This window comes from Halomonas sp. YLGW01 (assembly GCF_014840935.1).
GTDB lineage: Bacteria > Pseudomonadota > Gammaproteobacteria > Pseudomonadales > Halomonadaceae > Onishia.
Genome location: NZ_CP062005.1, coordinates 94,276 through 116,613 on the forward strand (window position 1 = coordinate 94,276; position 22,338 = coordinate 116,613).

Sequence of the window (22,338 nt, forward strand, 5' to 3'; positions counted from 1 at the left end):
CACCTCAGACCGCGTCGGCGCCACGTTCGCCGGTGCGGATGCGGATCACGTCCTCCAGCGGGGTGACGAACAGCTTGCCGTCGCCGATCTTGCCGCTGTTGGCAGCGTTGCGAATGGCCTCGAGAACGCTTTCGAGCCGTGAGTCGTCGACGGCGATCTCGACCTTCACCTTGGGCAGGAAGTCGACCACGTACTCGGCGCCGCGGTAGAGCTCGGTGTGCCCCTTCTGGCGGCCGAAGCCCTTGACCTCGGTCACGGTGATGCCCTGAACGCCATTGTCGGCGAGGGCCTCGCGGACATCGTCGAGCTTGAAGGGCTTGATGATGGCAGTGATGAGTTTCATTCCGTGTCTCCCACTGAAAGGGGTTGTCGGTGGCGTGCTGGCTTGGGTGGTGCGTATCTCAGGGTTAGCGGGTAGCGTGCCAAGATAGAAAAAAAATCAATAAATCAGTCAATTGAGAGAGCGGCGAGCGGTGGCGGCGTCGAGGTGGCGCAGTCTGGCATCCGGGGGCGCACTAATATGGTGCCAATGCATCGCGGCGGTGCGCCGGGAGGGTGCGCGACCGGGGCGGCGCGGGAAGGAGGCGGGGTTGGACCGGTCGTGAGGGCCCGCATGGCATGCGTGATCGCGCGGCCTTGCGTATCCTGTATCCAGCCATCGATATTGACCGACAGGAGTGCGACCCATGGTGACGAACGATCGAATCAGCCGTCTGGCCCAGCAGCTCGGCGAGCGTCTGCAGGGCGCCTCCCATGCGCCGGAGGAGCTGCAGCGCGGCGTGCAGCAGGTGGTACGGGGCGCCTTCGAGCGCATGGAGCTGGTGACCCGCGAGGACTTCGACATCCTGATGGATGTGCTGCAGCGTACCCGCTCACGGGTCGAGGGACTGGAGAAGCAGGTCGCGGCGCTGGAGGCTGCCCTCGATCAGGGCGCCTCGACCACCAGCGAGTCTTCTCTGGCGGCCGAGCCGGCCCCGGCCGAGGCGTCGACAGCGCGGACAGAGCAGCCAGACACCGGCACCGCTGCCGCCAACGCCGGGCCTGAGGCAGAGGGTGAGGAAAGCGGCAAGGTAAGTGGTAAGGCAAGCGGCGAGGACCGCAAGGCGGGTGACGACAAGCCGACCTCGGGCCGGTCCTAGCGTTGGCGTCTTTCCGGGCGCGTCGGCGACAGGCCGGCGTGTCCTAGGCTAGTGTCTAGGAGACGACACTGAGCTACGCAAGGAACGCGTATGACACTGGCGATCATCTCGAGCCGGGCGAGCCTCGGCCTCGAGGCCCCGGAAGTGCTGGTCGAGGTCCACCTGGCCAATGGCCTGCCGGGCCTGACCCTGGTGGGCCTGCCGGAGACCGCGGTCAAGGAAAGCCGCGAACGGGTGCGCAGCGCCCTGATCAATTCCCAGCTCGAATTCCCCAACACCCGCCGCATCACCCTCAATCTGGCGCCCGCTGATCTGCCCAAGGAAGGCGGGCGCTTCGATCTGCCGATCGCGCTGGGCATCCTGGTGGCTTCCGGCCAGCTGCCCGCCGAGTCCTTGACCGATCTCGAGTGCCTCGGCGAGCTGGCGCTCGATGGTCGCCTGCGTCTGGTACCCGGCGTGCTGCCGGTGGCGCTCGCCACCCGTGCTCGGGGTCGCAAGCTGATCGTGCCGCGGGCCAACGCGGACGAGGCGGCGCTCGCCGGCGGGCTCGAGGTCCTGCCCGCCGATCATCTGCTCGAGGTGGTGGCGCATCTGGTCAAGCAGGCGCCACTGACGCCCCATCGCCTGGCCGCTCCCCTGCCACCGGCGGTGATCGGTGCCGATCTCGCCGAGGTGCGCGGCCAGCACCAGGCTCGCCGGGCGCTGGAGGTGGCCGCCGCCGGCGGGCACAACCTGTTAAAGTTGTGTCTTTAGAGACCCACAATATCTCAAAGTTAATAGCTTCGGCTAGGACTAGGGGCTCACCCTCTCCGTAGAGGTTTTGGTAACGGGTAAACCGATTGGCTAGGCTGCCCTCTCCTAGCAGACGACTATTATCCGAGATCGAGCTACAGCTACGTACCCGGCATTTCCCCTGCATCGGTCAAGGGAGTGTGAATGCTAACGACGACCATTGCCCGAGTATCGGGTGGTGGCTTAGGCAAATCTAATCTATGCTGCTGGTTAACTTAACAAGGAACTGTAAAGGAGAAGGGTAGTGCTCTATATAGGGGGTTTTGTTGCTGCGCTGGTTGTTTTTCTTCTTTTGTTAAAAGCATTTGGTTCTGGCAAAGGGTTTATGAAAGCTGCTCTATATCATTATTACATGGATGGGAGGGAAGGGATAATAGAAACTCATGGGCCAGATGCTGCAGTGCCTGATATTGCATATCGTATGGCAGCCAGAACGTATCAGAACATGAATAATAGTCAGCAAGATTCCAGCTTTTGCTTTGAAGTCCTTAATTACCAAGTTAGGAACTATGGGGGGCGGAAAGCGATGCTTCAAGCTGCGCGTCAACGCCATTTCCCAGAGTGACTTGGCCATGTTAGGCCACAAGCTTTAACGAGATCAGTTCATTGAGCCTGTCATGCAGCCAAGCAGCCCAGTGAGGAGGGAAACCGAGGGCAAGGAATATCTCTATTGCCCCTCAGGTCGACCTGTCTGCCTTCCTGAGCTGCGCTCCCTAATGCGCCTATGGCTATGCAAGCCCTCAGGGAGCTTGCACAAGATTTCTGGTCGATGCGGGCTAGCGGGTGCGGTGCAGGCTGGAAGGCGGGTGCATGGGCTCCAGTCCAAGAATAAGGTTCGCTCGATCCCCGCATCGAAGACTTATCCCACACTATAGAAGCGATGGTGACTCAGGGGCTGCCCCTAGATCATTGGAGCGATGCCAGCCCTACTTCCTACCTCCGGTAGTCAGCACGGGGAGTCCTAGGATTCCTAGGACGTAACAGGATTAGCTGGAAGCACGCGCAGCGTAACGTCATGGGGTGGCGCTATATATACAAGTATAAATTCCTAATGCACCGTTCATCCTAGTACCCTCCCTCCCTCCCTCCCTCCCTCCTTTTCTTAGAAAAGGGATGGTCTGTAACGCTCTATACGTCCTTGGTTCTGCTGCTTTGGAAGAACCAAAGTTAAGAAATGGTCTAGGGTGTCGAGAATAGCACTCTTGTCTATTCGCCCCCGTGTCCATTGTCGCCTTGCTAGTCTTCTATAGCTTCAACAGCTTCTCTCAAGCCTGCCTTTGCAGCCGAGCCTTTGGCTCTGCATTGGCGGGCTTCTTTTCGCCTAAATGAGAATTGTTACTGATTGTCGGCATGGCCCTGTCCGGGCTCTATGCGACCGCCTCAGGCGTTCTGAGTGCCAGCAGTACCCATGGGCAGATCAAGGTCGAATCGTTTAGCAGTGGGCCTGTAGGGCCTGCTTAAGACCTATCTGGGATCAGATGTCCTGTCGGGTGCCTCAGAAGCACGGCTCTCCTTGAAAAGAAGGGGACTCGCAGGGGCATAGCCCTGCGGATTTCAAGCACAGGCGGGCTTGCTGGCGCTATCATGGGCTTGCTAGTGCATAGATGCGAACTATTCTCAAGGTTGCCTTTGAAGCCCTGTGCCTCTCAAGTCGCCTTTTCTGGCTCTCTCAGGCGATGCAGGGAGAAGCAGTACGGTACAGCAGGTCATGGCCGGATCGCCCGGCAGAGGGAGCCACAGACAGCAGTCGGGTGGGATCTCAGCGCCAGCAGGGACAAGCCCAAGGCAACTCGGCCTGTCGGTACAACCTATGCCAGATGCAAAATCCTGCAAGGAATCCTGTGCAGCTATCTCGGTCTTCGACAGCCCCGTATTTCCCCGGTTGCCTGGGCTCGAAGAAAGTAAAGGGGGGGGCAATAGGCTCTTCTCTCTGGCATCTATTTGTACTAGCACTTGTATCTGTCCTAGCCAGCCCAGCCTCGATGTCACTTACTTGCCTTGTATCTAATGCTAGTCTCTCCGCCTTGCTTCCAGTGGAACACCAGAGTCTCTGACCGGAAGTCTACAACCACCTTAGAGAAGCATTCTCGCATCTTGGTGTTGCATAGGGTCTTGTCCTCTGGGTGCTCAAGAACAGCAGACCTTAGGCTCTCTGAACGTCGCATAGCCAGCTCAGTGCCTAGCATGTTCCGTTGCTGGTACAGTTCGGAAAGCCGAGCCTTTATGTCATCTACCTCCGTCCTTCTTTGAGAAAGTCTCTCCTGCAAGAAAGGAATGCCTTTAGCGTTTGGTGGAAGCTGTCCTTGCTCGATTGTTTCTAGCATCCTATCAATGTTTTTCTCTTTAAGCTTTAGTTCTAGCTTTGTGTCTTCTATCTGCATGTCTAGTGAGTCATCGCCGGAAGGGCAGGCATCGACAAGCCTGTTTATCTTGCTGTGAATCACAGGCTCTACACGGTCATAGCGGACTGCATTGTACTTGCATCCTGCGCCCTGCCGGGCTCTCTGGCAGGCAAGGTATACCCAGCCTTTCGCTACGTTCTTGGATACCCTAGCCATCGTGCTACCGCACAGGGGACAGGTAGATAGCCCGCCTAGGATGTTCTGTACTTGGCTCTGAGAATGCCTGCCTCTCCTTGGTGCCTTGCTGGCTTGAAGGGCTTGAAAATGCTCAAAGGTATCCTTGTCGATGACAGCAGGATAGTAGCCTTCAATGGGGTCACAGGCTTCCCTGTCAGCCTTCCTCTCTGGCCTGCTGGTGAAGGGTATTAAGGTGCCATAGGTGGCAGGGTTATTCAGTATTTTATGCACATAGCTAGAGTGCCAGTGCCTGCCACGACCGAAGACAGGAACTCCCTCAGAGTTCAGGGATTCACAGATGGATTTCTTGCCTGTTCCATTTAGTGCCATCTCGAAGATTCTACGGACTACTTCACCACGTTCAGGGATGATCTCAAAGGATACGGCATCGTCAGCAGGCCGGAGCCATTGGGGGGCACGGGAAGTCAGGCGGACAGGCTCGCCAGATGCGACCTTCTTCCGCTTCTCCTGCCAGGCTGAGCGAAGCCGGTAAGCTTTGGTTGCCGACTCTTCATGCGCTCGCTGGAAGATCAGCACTGCCATGATGAAAGCTACAGGGTCTTTGTCCAGGCTCTCGGTATCGTAAGCCTTGCCATCGAACAGGGTCACTACCGTTATGCCCATGTCGCAGATGTCGCCCAGCAGGCTAGATGCCTTCCTCGCAGACTGTCGGGAAATCCTATCCAGGGACTCAACCAACAGGTACGAGCCCGGTTCGATGTTCCCGTCTTCCACAGCCCGAAGGAACAGGCGCAGCTTGCCTGTCTCTTGATTCCGGCCTTGGTAAGCAGACAGCCCGAAGTCATCGAAGCTGTGCTCATCCAGCTCCAGCTCATGCTGCGCTGCATACTCATGCGCTAGCTGTGTCTGCCTCCTGAAGCTGTCTCCCTGCATCTGCTCAGGAGTGGAGAACCTTAAGTAGCTGTATGCTTTGGGTTTTCTATGCTCGGTCATGCCTGTGGTTCTCCTTTCCCTTGCAACTGTAGGATGCCGCTAGCCTAGCTATAGGTCTTCACGTTCACAACCTGTTATTCGCCGGGCCGCCCGGCACCGGCAAGACCATGCTGGCCAGCCGCCTGCCGGGCATCCTGCCGCCGCTCTCCGAGGACGAGGCCCTGGAAGTGGCCTCCATCCGCTCGGTGTGCGGGCTCGGTCTACGCGAGCAGTGGGGCCAGCGTCCCTTTCGTGCGCCGCACCACACGGCCAGTGCCGTGGCCCTGGTCGGCGGTGGCTCCAAGCCGCGTCCCGGCGAAATCTCGCTGGCGCATCATGGGGTGCTGTTTCTGGACGAGCTGCCGGAGTTTTCCCGCCAGGTGCTCGAGGTGATGCGCGAGCCCATGGAATCCGGGCAGATCCATATCGCCCGGGCCAGCCAGCAGCGCAGCTACCCGGCCGGCTTTCAGCTGGTCGCGGCCATGAATCCCTGCCCCTGTGGCTATCTCGGCGACCCGCGCCGGGCCTGTCATTGCACCACCGCCCAGGTGCAGCGCTATCAGGGCCGGCTGTCCGGCCCGCTGCTCGATCGCATCGACCTGCAGGTGGAAGTCCCGGCGCTGGCGCCGGAGCAGCTGACCTCTCGGGAGGCCGGCGAGGATTCGGCGACGGTGCGGGCGCGGGTGATGGTCGCCCGGGCCCGCCAGGCGGAGCGCGGGGCCCTCAACACCCGGCTGCCGGGGCGCGAGCTGGAGGCCGCCTGCGCCCTCGACGCCGCCGACCGGGCCTGGCTGGCGACCGTGCTCGAGCGGTTGTCGCTCTCGGCGCGGGCCTATCACCGGGTGCTGCGGGTGGCGCTGACGCTCGCCGATCTCGCCGGTGAACCGCGCCCCGGGCGGGCCGAGCTGATGGAGGCGATCGGCTTTCGCCAGCTCGACCGGCTGTTGAAGCGCGGCTAGCCGGCGCGTTAGCCGTTGGCCAGCGCCGCTTCCAGCGCGGCCAGTCGGCCGGGCATCAGGGCGTCCTGCACCGCGGTGATGCGCAGCACATGACCAAGCGCCGGGTGCGGCGGGCGGTGGATCAGGCTACCGGCGGCGAGCAGCTCGCCGTGTACCCGGGCGGCGAGGTCCGTATCGGGCAGGCGCACGGCGATGAAGTTGGTGGCGCTGGGCAGCACCTCGGCCCCGAGGCCGCGCAGGTGGGCGGCCAGGCGCTCGCGGCGTGCGACCACCGCGGCGATATGCTCCCGGGTCTCGCCCGGGTGATCGAGCAGGGTCTCGGCGGCGGCCTCGGCCAGCGACGACACCGCATAGTGGATGCGCACCTTCATCAGCATGGCCAGTGTCTCGGCCTCGGCGATCGCATAGCCGATGCGCAGCCCGGCCAGCCCATGGGCCTTGGAGAAGGTGCGCACGCGGATCACCCCGGGCAGCACGGCGTGTCCCGCCGTATCGGGGCGAAAGTCGTGATAGGCCTCGTCGAGCAGCAGGGTGCAGCCCTCGGGCAGGGCATCGCGCAGCGTGGCGATAGCCTCGTCGCCGTGCAGGTGTCCGCCCGGGTTGTCGGGGTTGGCCAGATACACGAGCCGTGCGTCTTCGCATTTCGCGGCATCCACCAGGGCCTCGAGGTCCGGGGCGAGCAGCCCCGGTGCTTCCCGATAGGCGACCTCGATGATCCGGCAGCCCTGGCCGGCGGCGAAGTAGCCGAAGGTGGGATAGCTGCCGGCGCTGGTCACCACGGCGCTGCCCGCGGGGGCCACGGCGCGCAGGGCGAGCGCCAGCAGGCTGTCGGCGCCGGCATCCACCAACAGGTTCTCCCGCTCGACGTCCAGAGCCGCGGCAAGCCGCGTGCGCACCCCCAGGGCCTGTGCGTCACCGTAGCCCCGCGCCAGCTCGCAGAGCGCCTTGCCGAAGCGTGCCTCCAGGGCCCGATGCGGCATGTCCAGGCCCTCGTTGGAGCCGAGGCGATGGGGAATCTCACGGCCCAGACGGCGCTCCAGGGCCTTGATGCCGGGGAAGGGGTTGGCGGGACCGTCGTGGTAGAGATGATCGGCGAAGCGTGGCATGCGGGCTCTCCTGACAAGCGATAGCGCATTGTGTCGTTAGGGGAGGGACCGACTCAACTGCATGTCGTCAGCGTCCCGCGCCGACCGGGGGTGCCAGGCGAGGGCAAAGCGAGTCAGGGGCCGGCAGGGGCGGGCTCAGAGTGCGGTCATGTCGAAGGCGCCGCTGATCACCCGCTGCCAGCGGATCTTGTCCTCGCCGGGGTGGCGCAGCGCCAGCGTCAGCCGATAGGGCAGCAGGTCCCGGTCCGAGAGCCTCAGCACGGGGCCATCGGGCTCGAGCCGGCTGTCCAGCAGCCAGAGGTTGCCGTTGTCAGAAGCGGTGGGCGTGGCCGCGTCCGGCTGCCAGTCGAGCACCTGGGGGCCCTGGGGCGCGGCCAGCAGCGCCCGGGACAGGGTCTCGCCGAAGCGCTCGGGGGTGATGCCGAGGCGGGCGTCCACCTCGGCTTCGCCGAGTAGCAGCACGATGTCCTGCCCGGCGCTGGTATCGGTGCCGGACCAGGCGGGCTGTGTCAGCACCAGGGTGGCGGCGCGCTCGCCGAGGCCCAGTAGCGCCTGACGCAGAGTCGGCGGCGCCTCGGGCGCGCTGGCACAGCCGACCAGCAGCAGGAGCGCGAGCAGGGCCGCCAGGTGCGTCCTGCCGCGGGTGACCACTGCGGTGCTGGTGTCGCAACGCTCTCTCGGGGGCGCGCTCATGCCGAGGATTCCTCCGGCGCGGCGGGGCTCGTCTCGAACTGGGCCAGGAAGACCTCGAGCTCGGCAAACATGGTCTGGCGGATCGCTTCGGCCTCGTTGACCAGGTGATGGCGGGCCTCGGGGTGGCGATGGACGATGGCGCGGGGAAACTTGCCGCGCAGCACCTCGAGGTTCCACTGCCAGTCGACGGTCAGGTCCTGTTCGCCCTGCAGGATCAGTACCGGCAGCTCGCTGGGGGGCAGCGCCAGCAGGCGAGGCATCCAGCGACGCATGGCATCGATCCAGCTGACCGGCAGGCGGCTGGGCTGCAGGGGGTCGCTCTCCTTGAGGAAGGTGGTGAAGTCGCTGTCGGTGGAATTGGGGTTGAAGCGCCGGGGCAGGCTGCGCAGGAAGGGCCCGGCGAGCAGGTGCAGCCAGCTCGACTGCGACCAGCCGAAGGGGCGCACCAGCGGCGCCAGCAGGGCGAGACCGGCCCAGGGGCTGTCCGGTCCCTGGCGCAGGGCGTCGGTGGCGAGTATCGCCGCGCCGGTGCTCTGGCCGATGCCGATCCAGGGGCCGGGCGCCAGGCCGCGGCCGTGAAGGTGATCCTGCAGTGCCCTCAGGCACAGCCCGTAGTCGTCGAAGTCCTCGATGGTGGCCCGGGGGCCACTGGAGAGACCATGACCGGGCAGGTCCCAGAGCACCACCCGCCAGCCGCGTTCCAGCAGCAGAGACAGCAGATGGCGGTAGAGCCCGAGATGATCGAAGTAGCCATGCACCACGAAGGCGGTGCCTCTGGGCTCGGCGGGGCTCCATACCTGTGCCCAGAGGCGGAAGTCACCGGCCTCGACGAAGCCCACGTGCAGGCCGACCCGGTCGGCGAGCAGCGGCGACAATTGGTAATGCGCGAGATAGCGGCCGAGAGGCCCGGCCTGCAGCGGGCCGCCGGGGGGGCCGGTGCAGGCCATCGGCCCTAGCGCCTGCAGTGATGCGAAGTCGGTCATCGATCTCTCCCTAATGCTCACATGCTAGCGTCAGCGCAGGGCACAAGCCATATTTGTACACGACCCTGTTCATCATTTGGTCGAGGAGTTGGCGACGCCCGGCGAAATATGGGTTAGCATCGGATCAAACTTGTTTTGGAATCTATTTCCACAAACAGGCCTCGGCCTCCGGCCAGAGGTCGCTCGCCACCGCGAGTCTGGCCGGCCGGCCAGCGAGCATCAGGAGATCCCCATGGCTGAACGTGTCACCCGCCACCGCCTTCAGGTGGCCCGCGAGCTGGACAGTTTCATCACCGATCAGGCCCTGCCGGGCAGCGGGATCGAGGCCGATGCCTTCTGGGCCGGTGTCGATGCCCTCTTTGCTGATCTGACCCCGCGCAACAAGGAATTGCTCGCCGAGCGTGAGCGCCTGCAGCAGGCGCTCGACGTCTGGCACCGGGAGCATCCCGGCCCGGTGCGCGACATGCCGGCCTATCGGGCCTTCCTCGAGGAGATCGGCTATCTGGTCGAGGCGCCGGACACAGTCAGCGCCACCACCGCCCACACCGATCGCGAGATCGCCGTTCAGGCCGGTCCCCAGCTGGTGGTGCCGGTCAGCAACGCCCGCTATGCCCTGAACGCGGCCAATGCGCGCTGGGGCAGCCTGTATGACGCCCTCTACGGCACCGATGCGATCAGCGAGGACGACGGCGCCGAGAAGGGCACCAGCTACAATCCCAAGCGCGGGGCCAAGGTGGTGGCCTATGCCCGTGGCGTACTCGACCGCGCCGTGCCGCTGGCGACCGGCTCGCATCGCAATGCCGTGGGCTATTCACTGCGCGACGGTCACCTGCTGGTGCGCCTCGAGGGCGGCCGCGAGACCGGCCTCAAGGACCCGGGCAAGCTGATCGGCTACCAGGGCGAGCCGAGCGCACCCAGCGCCATCCTGATGGCCAACCACGGCCTGCATCTGGAGCTGCAGTTCGACAGCAGCCACCCGATCGGCAAGACCGACCCCGCCGGGGTCAAGGACCTGGTGGTCGAGGCCGCCCTGAGCACCATCATGGACTGCGAAGACTCGGTGGCCGCGGTGGATGCAGAGGACAAGGTCGGCGTCTACCGCAACTGGCTGGGGCTGATGCGCGGCGATCTCGAGGAGCAGCTCGAAAAGGGCGGCAAGACCGTCACCCGTCGCCTCAACGCCGATCGCGACTACCTGACCCCGGACGGTTCCTCGCTGCGTCTGCACGGCCGCTCGCTGATGCTGGTGCGCAACGTCGGTCACCTGATGACCACCCCGGCGATCCTCGATGGCGCCGGCAACGAGGTGCCGGAAGGCATGCTCGACGCCGTGGTCACCGGCCTGCTGGCGCTGCACGACCTGAAGAAGCCCGAGGGCGAGCTGCGCAACTCGCGCAGCGGCTCGGTCTACATCGTCAAGCCGAAGATGCACGGCCCGGCCGAAGTGGCCTTCGCAAGCGAGCTGTTCTCCCGGGTCGAGGACCTGCTGGGCATGGCCCGGGATACCCTCAAGATGGGCATCATGGACGAGGAGCGGCGCACCTCGGCGAACCTCAAGGCCTGTATCCATGAGGCCGCGTCACGGGTCGCCTTCATCAATACCGGCTTCCTCGACCGTACCGGCGACGAGATGCACACCGCCATGGAGGCCGGGCCGATGATCCGCAAGGGTGACATGAAGGGCAGCAAGTGGATCGCGGCCTACGAGCACAACAATGTCCAAGTCGGCCTGGCCTGCGGGCTGCGCGGCCGCGCCCAGATCGGCAAGGGCATGTGGGCGATGCCGGACCGCATGGCGGCCATGCTCGAGCAGAAGGTCGGCCACCCCAAGGCCGGCGCCAATACCGCCTGGGTGCCGTCGCCCACCGCCGCCGTGCTGCACGCCCTGCACTATCACCAGATCGACGTGCAAGACGTCCAGCGGGAACTGGAGGCCAAGGGCGAGGCCGATCTGCTGGATGACCTGCTGACCGTGCCGGTGGCCGAGGCCCCCGACTGGGCCGACGAGGACATCCAGCAGGAACTCGACAACAACTGTCAGGGCATCCTCGGCTATGTGGTGCGCTGGGTCGAGCACGGCACCGGCTGTTCCAAGGTGCCGGATATCCATAACGTCGGCCTGATGGAAGACCGTGCCACCCTGCGGATCTCCAGCCAGCATATCGCCAACTGGCTGCACCACGGCGTGGTGAGCGCCGATCGGGTGCGCGAGACCCTGGAGCGCATGGCCGGGGTGGTCGACGAGCAGAATGCCGGTGACCCGGACTACACGCCGATGAGTGCCGATTTCGCCGGCTCCAGCGCCTTCCAGGCCGCCTGCGATCTGGTCTTCAAGGGCCGGGTGCAGCCCGCCGGCTACACCGAGCCGCTGCTGCATCACTGGCGGGCGGTGCACAAGGCGAAGGCCGCGCACTGACGGCGAGACCCTCGCCTGGTGCCTGGTACCCCAGGGGCTGAGCCCTGACGCCTGGTCAGTTTTTGGCCAGGCATTGGAAGGGCCAGGCCGAGAGACCAATTGACGGAAGCGAGCAAGGCCCCGGAACCTGAGTTCCGGGGCCTTTTTGCGTGGCCGGTGGGCGGCTCGGCCTGCCACCGATGAAGGGGCGATGAGGGCTGGGCGCGCCGCCTGCCAATGGGCTATCTTGGGCTCGATCACCGACTTACCCCAGGAACGTCGCTGCCGCAGGGAGCCCGCCATGACCGTGATGTCCGCCGCCGCCATCGAGGAATTTCTCGACGAGGCCTTTCCCCATCGCCAGGGCACCATCGAGGGCGTCGATACGATGCGCGCCACCATGAGCCTCGCCATCGAGGACGAGCACCTGCGCCCCGGCGCCAGCGTCTCCGGGCCGAGCATCATGGGGCTCGCCGATGTCTGCCTTTATGTGGCGATCCTTGCGCAGATCGGCCCCGAGGCGATGGCCGTGACCACCGACTTCAACTGCCACTTCCTGCGCCGGGCACGGGGCGATCGCGACCTGATCGCCAACGCCAGACTCGTGAAGTTGGGGCAGAGACTGGCGGTCGGCGAGGTCGAGTTGTTCTCGGCCGGCGACGAGCAGCCGGTGGCGATCGTCACCGCGACCTATGCGCTGCCCGACGGCGATTAGACGCGATGGTGGCGATCAGGCGCGCCAGGCGCAGAGCCCCAGCGCCAGCCAGCCCAGGATCAGGCACAGGCCGCCGACTGGGGTGATCAGGCCGAGCCAGGTCACGCCGCCGAGCGCCAGCGCATACAGCGAGCCCGAGAATAGCAGCGTCCCGAGCCCCCACAGCCGGATCACCGCCAGCTGACCGCGACGCGGCAGGCTCGCCCGCCAGGCCAGCACGCCGAGCATCGCCAGGGTGTGCCAGGCCTGGTAGCGCACGCCGGTCTCGAAGGCTGCCAGCAGCTTCGGGGCCAGGCTGTCGCCCAGCGCATGGGCGCCGAAGGCCCCCGCCATCACCGTCAGCGCGCCACTGGCGGCCGCCGTCATCCACCATCGCCTGTCTCGCATGCTGCGCTCCTGCTTCGTGGGAGATCGTTCGCCGTGTCCGGGATTACCGTACCCCGGGCGCCGCGAACAGGCTACAATATGGCCCCCTTACCAGCCTGTTGAGAGGATGCCATGCAGATCCAGCTCAATGGTGATGCCAAGCAGCTGGCGGGCGAGACCACCGTCGGCGAGCTGATCGTCGCCCTGGACCTGGCCGGCCGGCGCATCGCCGTCGAGGTCAACGAAGAGATCGTGCCCCGCAGCCAGCATGAGACCACCCGACTCGCCGCAGGCGATCGCGTCGAGATCGTGCATGCCATCGGTGGCGGCTAGCGGCCCGCTCGAGCCATCGCCGTGCGCCCCCTACCCGAGGAGATCAGATGTCTGAACGTATCGAGGATCACCCGCTGACGATCGCCGGTCGCGAATTCGATTCGCGCCTGCTGGTCGGTACCGGCAAGTACCGGGACTTCGACGAGGCGTCCCGCGCCATCGCGGCCAGCGCCGCCGAGATCGTCACCTTCGCGGTGCGTCGCACCAACCTGGGGCAGGACGCCGAGGCGACCAATCTGCTCGACGTGATTCCGCCGAGCCGCTATACCCTGCTGCCCAACACCGCCGGTTGCTACACGGCGCGGGACGCGGTGCGCACCTGCAAGCTCGCCCGGGAGCTGCTCGACGGCCACAACCTGGTCAAGCTCGAGGTGCTCGGCGACGACGGCACCCTCTACCCCAACGTGGTCGAGACCCTGAAGGCCGCCGAGGAGCTGCTGGCCGATGGCTTCGACGTCATGGTCTACACCAGCGATGATCCCATCGTCGCCCGCGAACTCGAGCGCCTGGGCTGCTGCGCGATCATGCCGCTGGGCTCGCTGATCGGCTCCGGCCATGGCATCCAGAACCCGCACAACCTGCGCCTGATCGTCGAGCAGAGCCAGGTGCCGGTGCTGGTGGATGCCGGCATCGGCACCGCCTCGGACGCGGCACTGGCCATGGAGCTCGGCTGCGACGCCGTGCTGATGAACTCGGCGATCGCCCATGCCCGCGACCCGGTGCGCATGGCCAACGCCATGCGCCAGGCCGTGGAGGCCGGTCGCGAGGCCTTCCTGGCCGGGCGCATGCCGCGTCGCCAGAGCGCCGAGCCGTCCTCGCCCTTCGCCGGGCGCATCAACGGCTGATCACCGCCTTCTTTCACTACCGGATACCCGACCGCCGCCGTATGAACGACGACCGCACCCCGACGCCCGATACCGCCCCCGCCGACCAGGCGGATGACGCCGATGCCACCGCCCCGGACGCGGCGCCCGCCGAGCCCAAACAGGACGCAACAGAGGCGCCCGAGGGCGAGCAGGCCGCGCCGTTGCACCGGCGGGGCATCAAGAGCTATGTGCTGCGGGCCGGGCGCATGACCCAGGCCCAGACCCGCGGCCTTGAGGAGGTCTGGCCGCGGCTGGGCCTGACGCTCGCCGACGGCCCCCAGGACCCGGCGACCCTGTTCGGGCGCCAGGCCCCGCTGGTGGTGGAGATCGGCTTCGGCATGGGCGGCTCGCTGATCGAGCAGGCCGAGACCCACCCCGAGACCGACTTCATCGGCATCGAGGTGCATGCACCGGGCGTGGGCAAGCTGCTGGACGAGGCCGACAAGCGCGGGCTCACCAACCTGCGGGTCTACCGCGAGGACGCCCTGCGGGTGCTCGACGAGTGTCTGCCCGAGGCGAGCCTCGATCGCCTGCAGCTGTTCTTCCCCGACCCCTGGCCGAAGAAGAAGCATCACAAGCGTCGCATCGTTCAGCCGGCCTTCGTCGACTTGGTGCGCCGCTGCCTGAAGCCCGGCGGCACCCTGCACATGGCCACCGACTGGGAGGCCTACGCCGAGTGGATGGCGGAGGTGATGGCGGCCGCGCCGGGCTATCGCAACACCGCCCCCGCCGAGAGCGCGCCCTATGTGCCGCGCCCCGACTTCCGGCCGCTGACCAAGTTCGAGGCCCGCGGCGAACGACTCGGCCACGGCGTCTGGGATCTGATCTTCGCTCGCGAGGCCTGAGCCTCGCCCACCGGTCGCGCCTCGGCCACCACGTGCTCGGGGCTCGCCGGGCCGACCGTCTCCTGGGCGGCCCGGTGCGTCGGGTGTGCGCCGCTGCGTTGGTGAGAGGCCCTCGGCGCGCGTAGGCCCAGTGCCATCAGCACGCCGACGGCGGCCACCGCCATGCCCAGCCAGCCCAGCCGCCCCGGCAACTCGTCGAACAGCAGGGCGGTGAAGCCCAGGGTCACCGCCGGCGTCAGGTAAATCAGGGTCGACAGTCGCGCCACCCCCAGGCGCCCCAGCCCGACCACGAAGAAACCATAGCCGCCGAAGGTGGCGAGCCCCACCAGCCAGGCCATCACGGTGAGCGTCTCGGCGTCCATCGCCGGCGGCGCCAGGGAGCTGCCGCTGGCGAGAGCCGCGGCGAAGAACACCAGGGTGGCCGCCGCCAGCTGGGCGGTCAGGCGCGCCATCAGTGGCAGCTTCACGCTGGGGGCCGAGGTCATCACGCTGCCCAGCGTCACCGCCGCCACCGCCAGCACCGGCAGGGCATAAGCCCAGGCTGGAGCCCCGCCGACGCCCTGCACGTCATCCAGCACGCACAGCCCGGCCCCCAGGGTCGCCACGCCCATGCCGACCCAGCGCCCGCGGCCGTTGACCTCGCCGAGCCACCAGGCGGCCAGGGCCGCGGCGGCCAGCGGCTGCAGGGCGCCCACCAGCGAGGCCACCCCCGCACTGACCCCCTGTTCCACGGCCACCAGCATGGCCAGCAGGTAGAGGCCCACGGTCAGGCTGCCGATGGCCGCCTCGCGGCCGAGGGCGCGCCATCGAAGCGGCGCGCGCAGGCCTCTCGGGCCCGCCTGGGCGGCCCAGATCAGGGCCGCGATCAGCGTGGCCAGGGCGAAGCGCCAGGCATAGAGCGCGAGCACCGGCGTCTCCACGGCCACCGCCAGGCGGCTGCCGACGAAGCCGCTGCTCCAGCACAGCACGAAGCCCGCCGCGATGGACAGGGTCCCGAGGGGCAGGCGACGCGGCAATCCAGGTGTCGATGAGTGCAGTTGCATCCGTCCTCCTTGTGCATCATCAGGTCCCAGGCGGCCGGCGGGCGCCGGCGGGGATGGCGTCGCCATTCTCGGGCGGCTAGAGTGTTCAGGGAATCGATAAAAATTGCAGTGAGCCTTCAATATGTCTGAAACCTCCTCCGGTACCCTGGACCTCGAATCGCTGCGCAGCTTCCTGGTGGTGGCGCAGCTCGGCACCCTGGCCGCCGCCGCCGAGCAGCGCCATCGCACGGTCAGTGCCATCAGCATGCAGATCAAACGCCTGGAGGAGCGTCTGGCGACGCGGTTGTTGATCCGTGGCGCCCGCGGCATGACGCCGACGCCGGCCGGAGAGGCGCTGCTGCGGGAGGCCCGCGCCCTGCTCGGCCAGCACGATCGCCTGCTGGCGCGTTTCACTGGTCAGGGTCTCTCCGGCCGGGTGCGCTTCGGCATGCCCGAGGATTTCGCCCGGGAGCTGGTGGGGCAGATCCTGCCGGAGTTCCTGGCGCGTCACCCGGACGTGCTGCTGGAAACGGTGACCGCCACCAGCGGAGCCCTGGCCAAGCGCCTGGAGCGCGGCGAGTTGACCCTGGCCGTGCTGCTGGACCGCCCCTATCGGCTCGAGGGAGGCGAGGCGCTGTGGCGCACCTCGCCGGTGTGGGCCGCGGCCCGGGAGTATGTGCTCGACCCCGAGCAGCCGTTGCCTCTGGGCCTGCACCCGGTGGACTGCCCCTACCGGGCCATCGGCCTCGAGGCCCTGGAGGCGGAGGGGCGCAGCTGGTATGCGGTCTTCACCAGCACCAGCGTCAACGCCCTGGAGACCGCCGTGGAGTCGGGGCTCGCCATCGGCGTGCTGGATCGGGAGCGCCTCACCCCGGCCATGCGCGAGCTGGGACCGGCCGATGGCCTGCCGGCGCTGACCGGCGCCGAGGTGCGGCTACATCTTGGCCAGCGCATGTCGGCGGCCTCGAAGCCCGCGGTGGAGGCCCTCGCGGCGCTGCTTCACGAGCGGCTCTATCAGCGGGGCCTATGGCGGGAGCGGGGCGCGGCCCGCTGAGGCGAGGCGGCATGGAGCATTGCCATGGACTAGACATGGTGAACAAGGGGCATGATGAAGCAGGGGCGTGGTGAGGCGGAAAGACTTGATCAGGGGCAAGGCGGGTCACGGCGGCAGCGGGCACCATGGGCGCTCGGTCGGGGGAGCCGGCCGGACAAAAAAACGCCGCCCATTGGGGCGGCGAGAAGACCGTGACTAGCTTGATGAGGAGAAACCATGACAGGGAACCTGACATTCTCTGCATGGCGGGTGGCGCCTGGCGAGCGCCACAATTCAAAGATAAGCATTCTCATTTGAGCGGTCAAGCGTAACGAGAATATTTTTCAATTAAGATCCTCGAGAAGGTGTCACAAGGAGGTGTCCGTGCTCCGCGTTGCCATGTTCAGTGCCCAGCCCTACGACCGGCGTTTCTTCACCGAGGCGGCCGCTGGCCGCGAGATCGCTCTGCAGTTCCACGAGGTCACCCTGACCCCCGATAGCGCCGTCCTGGCCCATGGGGCCGACGGAGTCTGTGCCTTCGTCAACGACCGCCTGGATGCCGAGGTGCTCGAGGCACTGGCAGTGCAGGGCGTGCGCTTCATCGCCCTGCGCTGTGCCGGCTTCAACAACGTGGGCCTGGCCGCCGCCGAGCGGCTGGGGCTGGCCGTGGCGCGGGTACCTGCCTACTCGCCGGAGGCGGTGGCCGAGCATGCCCTGGCGCTGCTGCTGACCCTCAACCGGCGCATCCATCGCGCCTTCAACCGGGTACGCGAGGGCAACTTCATGCTCGAGGGCCTGCTCGGCATGACACTCGCCGGCAAGACGGTGGGCCTGATCGGCACCGGGCGCATTGGCCTGGCCACGGCGCGCATCTTCCGCGGCTTCGGCTGTCGGCTGCTCGGCGAGGACCGCTATCCGAGCGAGGCCTTCACGACCCTGGGCGGGGAATATGTGTCGCGGGAGCGGCTGCTGGCGGAAAGCGACGTGATCAGCCTGCACTGTCCCCTCACCGACGACACCCGCTACCTGATCGACGAGGCGGCGCTTTCCCGGCTCAAACCCGGGGCGATCCTGATCAACACCTCTCGGGGCGGGCTGGTCGACACCCGAGCGGCGATCGCGGCGCTCAAGACCCGCCGCCTGGGGGGCCTGGCTATCGATGTCTACGAGCAGGAGACCTCGCTGTTCTTCCGTGATCACTCCAGCGACATCATCGACGATGATATCTTCCAGCGCCTGACCACCTTCCCCAACGTGCTGATCACCGGCCACCAGGGCTTCTTCACCGCCGAGGCACTGACCGAGATCGCCGAGGTGACCCTCGACAACATCGAGGCGCTGGGTCGCGGTGAGCCCTGCCCCAACCGGGTCAGCCAGGAAGGCTGAGGGGCGGGAGAAGGCCTAGGACAGCACCAGACCGAGCCACAGCGGCAGGGTCAGCATGGCCAGCAGGGTCTGGGCGGTGATCAGCGCCGCCATCAGCTCGGCATCTCCGCCCAACTGGCGGGCCAGGATATAGGCCGAGGTAGCGGTGGGCAGGGCGGCGAACAGCAGCGCCACGTCGCGGCTGACCGGCGGCAGGCCCAGCAGCAGGGCGAGGCCCAGTACCAGCGCCGGCATCAGCGCCAGCTTGACCGCCGTGGCGGCCCAGACCCCGCGGGAGAGGCGCAGCAGGGCCTGGGGGCGCAGGGCCACCCCCACCGCCACCAACCCCAGTGGCAGGGCGGCCCGCCCCAGCAGGCCGACCGCCGCCTCGCTCCAGCCCGGCAGCCCGATCCCGGTCAGATTGAGCGTGATGCCGGCCAGGCAGGCCAGGATCAGCGGGTTGCGCGCCAGGGCGACGAGGCTCTTGCCGAGGCTCGAGGGGCCCAGGGTGCCGGCGGCGATGAAGGCCGCCACGCACAGCACATTGACCACCGGCACCATCAGCGCCACCGCCACGGCGGCCACCGTGGCGCCGGCGCTGCCGTGCAGGGCCGCGGCCCCGGCCACGCCGACATAGGTGTTGAAGCGCAGCGCGCCCTGAAAGGCCGAGGTGAAGGCCGGCAGGCCCAGCGAGAGCCAGGCCCGGCACCGCCACAGCAGCAGCGCGAAGATGAGCATCGCCCCCAGCAGCACGATCGCCAGGCGTACCACCGGCACCGCCCCGACCTCGGCTGTGGCGAGCGTCGCCACCAGCATCGCCGGGAACAGCAGGTGATAGATGAGCCCCTCGAGGCGGGACCAGAAATCGCCCCCGGGCAGGCGCGCCCAGCCCAGCAGCGCCCCGGTCAGAATCAGCAGGAACAGCGGTCCGAGTGCCTGTTCGACGCTGGTCATGGTTTCTCCCTCATCCGTGTGGGTCGGCCTGCGACATTCCTGCTCAGGGCGCCAAGCGTAAATGCTGATAAGCTTACCCTTTAAGGCCCGCCGATGGAGTACTGCTTTCGCCGCCATGACCCCTTCCCCTCATGCCCAGGACGATGACGCGCCGCGCTCGCCGCTGCTCAACCTGCTGATCATGGTCACGCTAGTGACCGTGGTGGTGGCCTGCTGGTATCTGCTGGACTACTACCTGCGCGACAGTCGGGATGACGTGACCTGGTACCCGCCAACCGGTGCCTGCGACCTGCGCGAGGGACCCTGCGAGGCCAACCTGGGGCTGGGGGCACGGCTGGTGTTCGGGGTCGGCGGCGAACTCTCCCCGCTGACCCCGCTGCCGCTCACCGTGGCCGTAGAGGGCGTCGAGGCCGAGGCGGTCACGGTCGAGTTCGTGGGGCGCAACATGCCCATGGGACTGCACCGCTTTCCGCTCAAGGACGTGGGGCCCGGCACCTTCGTGGGAGAGGGGCAGATCGGCCTGTGCACCGAGGCGGTGATGCCCTGGCGGGCTCAGGTGGTGGTCGAGACCGACTCGGCACGCCTGGGCAGCTGGTTCGACTTCGAGGTGGCACGGAGGCGCTGACAGGACGCCTAGGGTGTAGCGCCCGAGAGGGCATCATCGCGGCGCCGCTGATCGAGGCCCTGCTGCTCGAGGTCTGGCATGGTGAGCCTGACAGCGGCCGAGGCCGCCCGAGCGATCGAGTGTTCGCCCTATGACGACGGGTCGCCCAGGGCGGCCCGTCGTCATTTCAGGTAGGCCATGGCAGCGTGCGGTTCAGCGCTCGGTTTCTGCGCTGTCGGTCTGGGCGGTACCGGAGTGGTCAGTCTCGGCCTGGCCGCTGAGCCGATGCACCATGCCCATCAGCCCCTGGAGCTGCTCGCCGGCTCGGCTGTCATGGCGAGGCTCGGGCTGCCAGAGACTCTCCTCGTAGCCCCACCAGTCCCAGCACCCCTGCGGGTTGGCGAGACTCGACGTGGCCTGGGGGTAGAGCACCACCAGACGGTTGGCCGCCGCCCAGCGGTTGAGCCCCGACCGGCGCACGAAGGCCTCCCCGATGGCCTCGGCGTGCATCTGGCAGCCGTGCAGTACCACCACCAGGCCACAGGGTGCGCCTTCCTCGCAGGCCTTGGGTACATAGAGGAAGCCCTGTTCGGCCATGTCGTCGTCGAACGCCGTCTGGTCGAACGTCCAAAGCATGCCGCTAGCGGTATCGTCGGGTGTCTTCAGGTCTTCATACAGCCAGGAGAGGGCCTCGCCGGCACCATCGATGCCGCAGTCGAGCAGGTAGGGCGCGCCTCCCTCCCGGCAGTCGGCGAGCGGGGGCAGTGCGTCCTCGGCGGTGACCTCGGGCAGCGTGCCGGCATCGACCGGCCAGCCGTGACCGGCCTCGTCCTGGCGCACGACCTTCAGCTGTGTTTCGGGGTCGGCCAGCCAGCCCCGGTACTGCGCGGCGAGCCTCTCGCCAAGGGCAGGAGCCACGGTGGCATCCGCCTCGCCATGCCAGAGATAGACCCGCTGCTCGCCTAGGGACGCGGCGCTGCCGACCAGGCTCTCCTCGCGGTAGGCCGCCAGGCGCTCCTCCAGCGCATCACGCTCGGGCAGGCCGCGCCGGGTGGCCATGCACTGGCCGAGGGCGCGACTCAGCTCGCCCCGGGCGCAGCCCCAGGGGCCGGCGGCGAACACGGCGAGACCCTGGAAGCGTTCGGGGTGCGCCACGGCGAGCTGGGTGGCCATGTAGCCGCCAGAGGAGATGCCCATTACGCTGATGGCGGCGGGATCGAGGGTGAGAACCGGAAGGGGAGAGGGGGAGTCGTTGGCGGCCAGCGCCGGGCCCGAGAGGCCCAGCGCCAGTGCGGCCGCGAGGGAGACCGTCTTCATCGCGCCATCAGGAGTCGGCGGCGTCGACGTCGAGCAGCTCGACCTTGAAGATCAGGGCCTCGTTGGGGCCGATGGGGCCCTGGCCGCGGCTGCCGTAGGCGAGATCGGCCGGGATGTAGACCATCCAGCTGTCGCCGACACTCATCATCTTCAGGGCTTCCTGCCAGCCCGGGATGACCTGGCCGACCTGGAAGCTGACCGGCTCGCCGCGCTCGTAGGAGCTGTCGAAGACGGTGTCGTCGAGCAGCTTGCCTTCGTAGTGCACCTTGACGGTATCACCGGCACTCGGGGTGGCGCCGTCACCGGCTTCCAGCACCTTGTACTGCAGGCCGGAGTCGGTGGTGGTGACGCCGTCCTTCTCGGCGTTCTCGGCCAGGAACTGCTGGCCGGCTTCCAGGTTGGCGGTGGCCGCGGCCTGGGCGGATTCCTGACGCTTGGCCATGGCCTGCTGCTGGAACTGCTGCAGCGACTGCGCCATCGCCTCCTCGCTCATGGCGAGATCGTCGCCGGCGTAGACATCCTCGAGGGCCTGGGTGAAGGCCTCGAGATCGAGATCCTCGACGTCCTGTACCAGGCTCTGGCCCAGGGTCACGCCCAGGCTGTAGCCGAGCTTGGCGTCGTCGGTCTCGGGGGCGGCCAGGGCATAGGGCGCGGCTGCGGTCAGCAGGGCGCCGAGCGTGGCGGCTTTCACCAGTGTCTTCATGAAGGGTCCTTGCAGTCTTGAGGATGGATACCGAACCCCTCGGACTCTACCAAGCCTGATCGGGTTCCGCATCCAGTGGAAGGGGCGGCGGGCGGCGGGCGGCGGCACAGGGGCAGGCCAGCCACCAGGTTAGGCCCGTCACTAGGTTAGGCCCGTCACCAGGTTAGGCCCGTCACCAGGTTAGGCCCGACGGCGTCAGACCACCAGGGTCGGGCAATGAGCCTGACTGGCCACCCGCTGGGAGACGCTGCCGAGGAAGGAGGCGCTCTTCTCGCCGCCGGTGCCCTGGGAGCCGATCACGATCAGGTCCACCTGGCGCTTCTTGGCGAAGCGCACGATGGTGCTAGACGGGCGCCCGCCCTTGACGAAGGCGCGGACCTCGCCGGCCCCCATCTCGAGGGCTCGGTTCTTGGCATCCACGGCGACCTCGGAGGCATATTCCTTAAGGGCATCGTCGGGCAGGTCCAGCCTGGCCGGGCGGACCATCGACAGCGACGCCTCGATCAGGCTGTGATGCTTGAACACGCACAGCACATAGAGCTCGGCGCCGGTGAGCTTGGCGAGCTCCACGGCCCTGACCAGCGCCTCGAGGGCGCCTCGCGAGCCGTCGACCGGGACCAGAATCTTCTTGAACAT

20 protein-coding genes and 3 pseudogenes are annotated in these 22,338 nt (G+C 66.9%); 12 read left to right on the plus strand and 11 right to left on the minus strand.

Going from position 1 to position 22,338, the window contains the following annotated elements:
• Positions 1-4: 4 nt before the first annotated feature.
• Positions 5-343, minus strand: a complete 339-nt coding sequence (locus tag IEJ03_RS00425; protein WP_092526622.1) for a P-II family nitrogen regulator — start codon at positions 341-343, stop codon at positions 5-7.
• Positions 344-686: 343 nt separating this feature from the next.
• Between IEJ03_RS00425 and IEJ03_RS15850 the strand changes: the two are divergent.
• The 3 genes and pseudogenes from IEJ03_RS15850 to IEJ03_RS00440 all read left to right on the plus strand — a co-directional run.
• Positions 687-926: pseudogene (locus IEJ03_RS15850) on the plus strand (accessory factor UbiK family protein); the annotation flags it as partial.
• Positions 927-1,229: 303 nt separating this feature from the next.
• A pseudogene (locus IEJ03_RS00435) lies at positions 1,230-1,877 on the plus strand (magnesium chelatase domain-containing protein); the annotation flags it as partial.
• A gap of 298 nt (positions 1,878-2,175) precedes the next feature.
• Positions 2,176-2,496 carry a hypothetical protein gene (locus IEJ03_RS00440; RefSeq protein ID WP_192035812.1) on the plus strand — a complete coding sequence of 107 codons (321 nt, stop codon included), beginning with the start codon at positions 2,176-2,178 and terminating at the stop codon, positions 2,494-2,496.
• Between the two features lie 1,420 nt (positions 2,497-3,916).
• Here the strand turns inward: IEJ03_RS00440 and IEJ03_RS00445 are convergent.
• The gene (locus IEJ03_RS00445; protein ID WP_192035813.1) at positions 3,917-5,464 is read right to left on the minus strand and encodes a recombinase family protein; all 1,548 of its coding nucleotides are present in this window, start codon (positions 5,462-5,464) and stop codon (positions 3,917-3,919) included.
• 65 nt (positions 5,465-5,529) lie between these two features.
• On the opposite strand from IEJ03_RS00445, the pseudogene IEJ03_RS00450 reads away from it, so the two are divergent.
• Positions 5,530-6,402 (plus strand): annotated as a pseudogene (locus IEJ03_RS00450) (YifB family Mg chelatase-like AAA ATPase); the annotation flags it as partial.
• 8 nt (positions 6,403-6,410) lie between these two features.
• On the opposite strand, the gene IEJ03_RS00455 reads toward IEJ03_RS00450, so the two are convergent.
• The 3 genes from IEJ03_RS00455 to IEJ03_RS00465 all read right to left on the minus strand — a co-directional run bounded on the left by IEJ03_RS00455 (position 6,411) and on the right by IEJ03_RS00465 (position 9,184).
• The gene (locus IEJ03_RS00455; protein WP_192035814.1) at positions 6,411-7,508 is read right to left on the minus strand and encodes an aminotransferase class I/II-fold pyridoxal phosphate-dependent enzyme; all 1,098 of its coding nucleotides are present in this window, start codon (positions 7,506-7,508) and stop codon (positions 6,411-6,413) included.
• A 135-nt stretch (positions 7,509-7,643) separates the two neighbouring features.
• Positions 7,644-8,201, minus strand: a complete 558-nt coding sequence (locus IEJ03_RS00460) for a hypothetical protein (protein WP_192035815.1) — start codon at positions 8,199-8,201, stop codon at positions 7,644-7,646.
• The gene (locus IEJ03_RS00465; RefSeq protein ID WP_192035816.1) at positions 8,198-9,184 is read right to left on the minus strand and encodes an alpha/beta hydrolase; all 987 of its coding nucleotides are present in this window, start codon (positions 9,182-9,184) and stop codon (positions 8,198-8,200) included. The genes IEJ03_RS00460 and IEJ03_RS00465 overlap by 4 nt, the downstream gene beginning before the upstream one ends.
• A 232-nt stretch (positions 9,185-9,416) precedes the next feature.
• Here IEJ03_RS00465 and IEJ03_RS00470 point away from each other — a divergent pair, with 232 nt between their 5' ends.
• Positions 9,417-11,600, plus strand: a complete 2,184-nt coding sequence (locus IEJ03_RS00470) for a malate synthase G (RefSeq protein ID WP_192035817.1) — start codon at positions 9,417-9,419, stop codon at positions 11,598-11,600.
• Between the two features lie 280 nt (positions 11,601-11,880).
• Positions 11,881-12,294 carry a PaaI family thioesterase gene (locus tag IEJ03_RS00475; RefSeq protein ID WP_192035818.1) on the plus strand — a complete coding sequence of 138 codons (414 nt, stop codon included), beginning with the start codon at positions 11,881-11,883 and terminating at the stop codon, positions 12,292-12,294.
• Positions 12,295-12,309: 15 nt separating this feature from the next.
• Here the strand turns inward: IEJ03_RS00475 and IEJ03_RS00480 are convergent, their stop codons facing one another.
• A complete protein-coding gene (locus tag IEJ03_RS00480) occupies positions 12,310-12,681 on the minus strand; it encodes a DUF423 domain-containing protein (protein WP_192035819.1) in 372 nt (123 codons plus the stop codon).
• A 111-nt stretch (positions 12,682-12,792) separates the two neighbouring features.
• Between IEJ03_RS00480 and thiS the strand changes: the two genes are divergently transcribed.
• Genes thiS through trmB form a run of 3 tightly spaced genes read left to right on the plus strand, consistent with a single transcriptional unit; the run spans position 12,793 to position 14,704 of the window.
• Positions 12,793-12,993, plus strand: coding sequence for a sulfur carrier protein ThiS (gene thiS / locus IEJ03_RS00485; RefSeq protein ID WP_192035820.1), 201 nt, complete (start codon positions 12,793-12,795; stop codon positions 12,991-12,993).
• A 47-nt stretch (positions 12,994-13,040) separates the two neighbouring features.
• A complete protein-coding gene (locus tag IEJ03_RS00490) occupies positions 13,041-13,838 on the plus strand; it encodes a thiazole synthase (RefSeq protein ID WP_192035821.1) in 798 nt (265 codons plus the stop codon).
• 41 nt (positions 13,839-13,879) lie between these two features.
• Positions 13,880-14,704, plus strand: a complete 825-nt coding sequence (trmB, locus tag IEJ03_RS00495) for a tRNA (guanosine(46)-N7)-methyltransferase TrmB (protein WP_192035822.1) — start codon at positions 13,880-13,882, stop codon at positions 14,702-14,704.
• On the opposite strand, the gene IEJ03_RS00500 is transcribed toward trmB, so the two are convergent.
• Positions 14,602-15,747, minus strand: coding sequence for a DMT family transporter (locus IEJ03_RS00500; RefSeq protein ID WP_242458005.1), 1,146 nt, complete (start codon positions 15,745-15,747; stop codon positions 14,602-14,604). The genes trmB and IEJ03_RS00500 overlap by 103 nt on opposite strands.
• Before the next feature lie 121 nt (positions 15,748-15,868).
• Between IEJ03_RS00500 and IEJ03_RS00505 the strand changes: the two genes are divergently transcribed.
• Both IEJ03_RS00505 and IEJ03_RS00510 read left to right on the plus strand, forming a co-directional pair.
• Entirely contained in the window at positions 15,869-16,780 is a 912-nt protein-coding gene (locus IEJ03_RS00505) for a LysR substrate-binding domain-containing protein (RefSeq protein ID WP_192035824.1), read from the plus strand.
• A 363-nt stretch (positions 16,781-17,143) separates the two neighbouring features.
• The gene (locus IEJ03_RS00510) at positions 17,144-18,145 is read left to right on the plus strand and encodes a 2-hydroxyacid dehydrogenase (protein WP_277950334.1); all 1,002 of its coding nucleotides are present in this window, start codon (positions 17,144-17,146) and stop codon (positions 18,143-18,145) included.
• A 15-nt stretch (positions 18,146-18,160) separates the two neighbouring features.
• Here the strand turns inward: IEJ03_RS00510 and IEJ03_RS00515 are convergent, their stop codons facing one another.
• The gene (locus IEJ03_RS00515) at positions 18,161-19,078 is read right to left on the minus strand and encodes an AEC family transporter (RefSeq protein ID WP_192035825.1); all 918 of its coding nucleotides are present in this window, start codon (positions 19,076-19,078) and stop codon (positions 18,161-18,163) included.
• 115 nt (positions 19,079-19,193) lie between these two features.
• Between IEJ03_RS00515 and IEJ03_RS00520 the strand changes: the two genes are divergently transcribed.
• Positions 19,194-19,703, plus strand: a complete 510-nt coding sequence (locus IEJ03_RS00520; RefSeq protein ID WP_192035826.1) for a hypothetical protein — start codon at positions 19,194-19,196, stop codon at positions 19,701-19,703.
• Positions 19,704-19,895: 192 nt separating this feature from the next.
• Here IEJ03_RS00520 and IEJ03_RS00525 read toward each other — a convergent pair whose 3' ends face one another.
• The 3 genes from IEJ03_RS00525 to IEJ03_RS00535 form a co-directional block, all read right to left on the minus strand.
• Positions 19,896-20,999 carry a PHB depolymerase family esterase gene (locus IEJ03_RS00525; RefSeq protein WP_192035827.1) on the minus strand — a complete coding sequence of 368 codons (1,104 nt, stop codon included), beginning with the start codon at positions 20,997-20,999 and terminating at the stop codon, positions 19,896-19,898.
• A gap of 7 nt (positions 21,000-21,006) precedes the next feature.
• Positions 21,007-21,702 (minus strand): FKBP-type peptidyl-prolyl cis-trans isomerase, encoded by a 696-nt coding sequence (locus IEJ03_RS00530; protein WP_192035828.1) that lies wholly within the window; start codon positions 21,700-21,702, stop codon positions 21,007-21,009.
• Positions 21,703-21,897: 195 nt separating this feature from the next.
• The gene (locus IEJ03_RS00535; protein WP_192035829.1) at positions 21,898-22,338 is read right to left on the minus strand and encodes a universal stress protein; all 441 of its coding nucleotides are present in this window, start codon (positions 22,336-22,338) and stop codon (positions 21,898-21,900) included.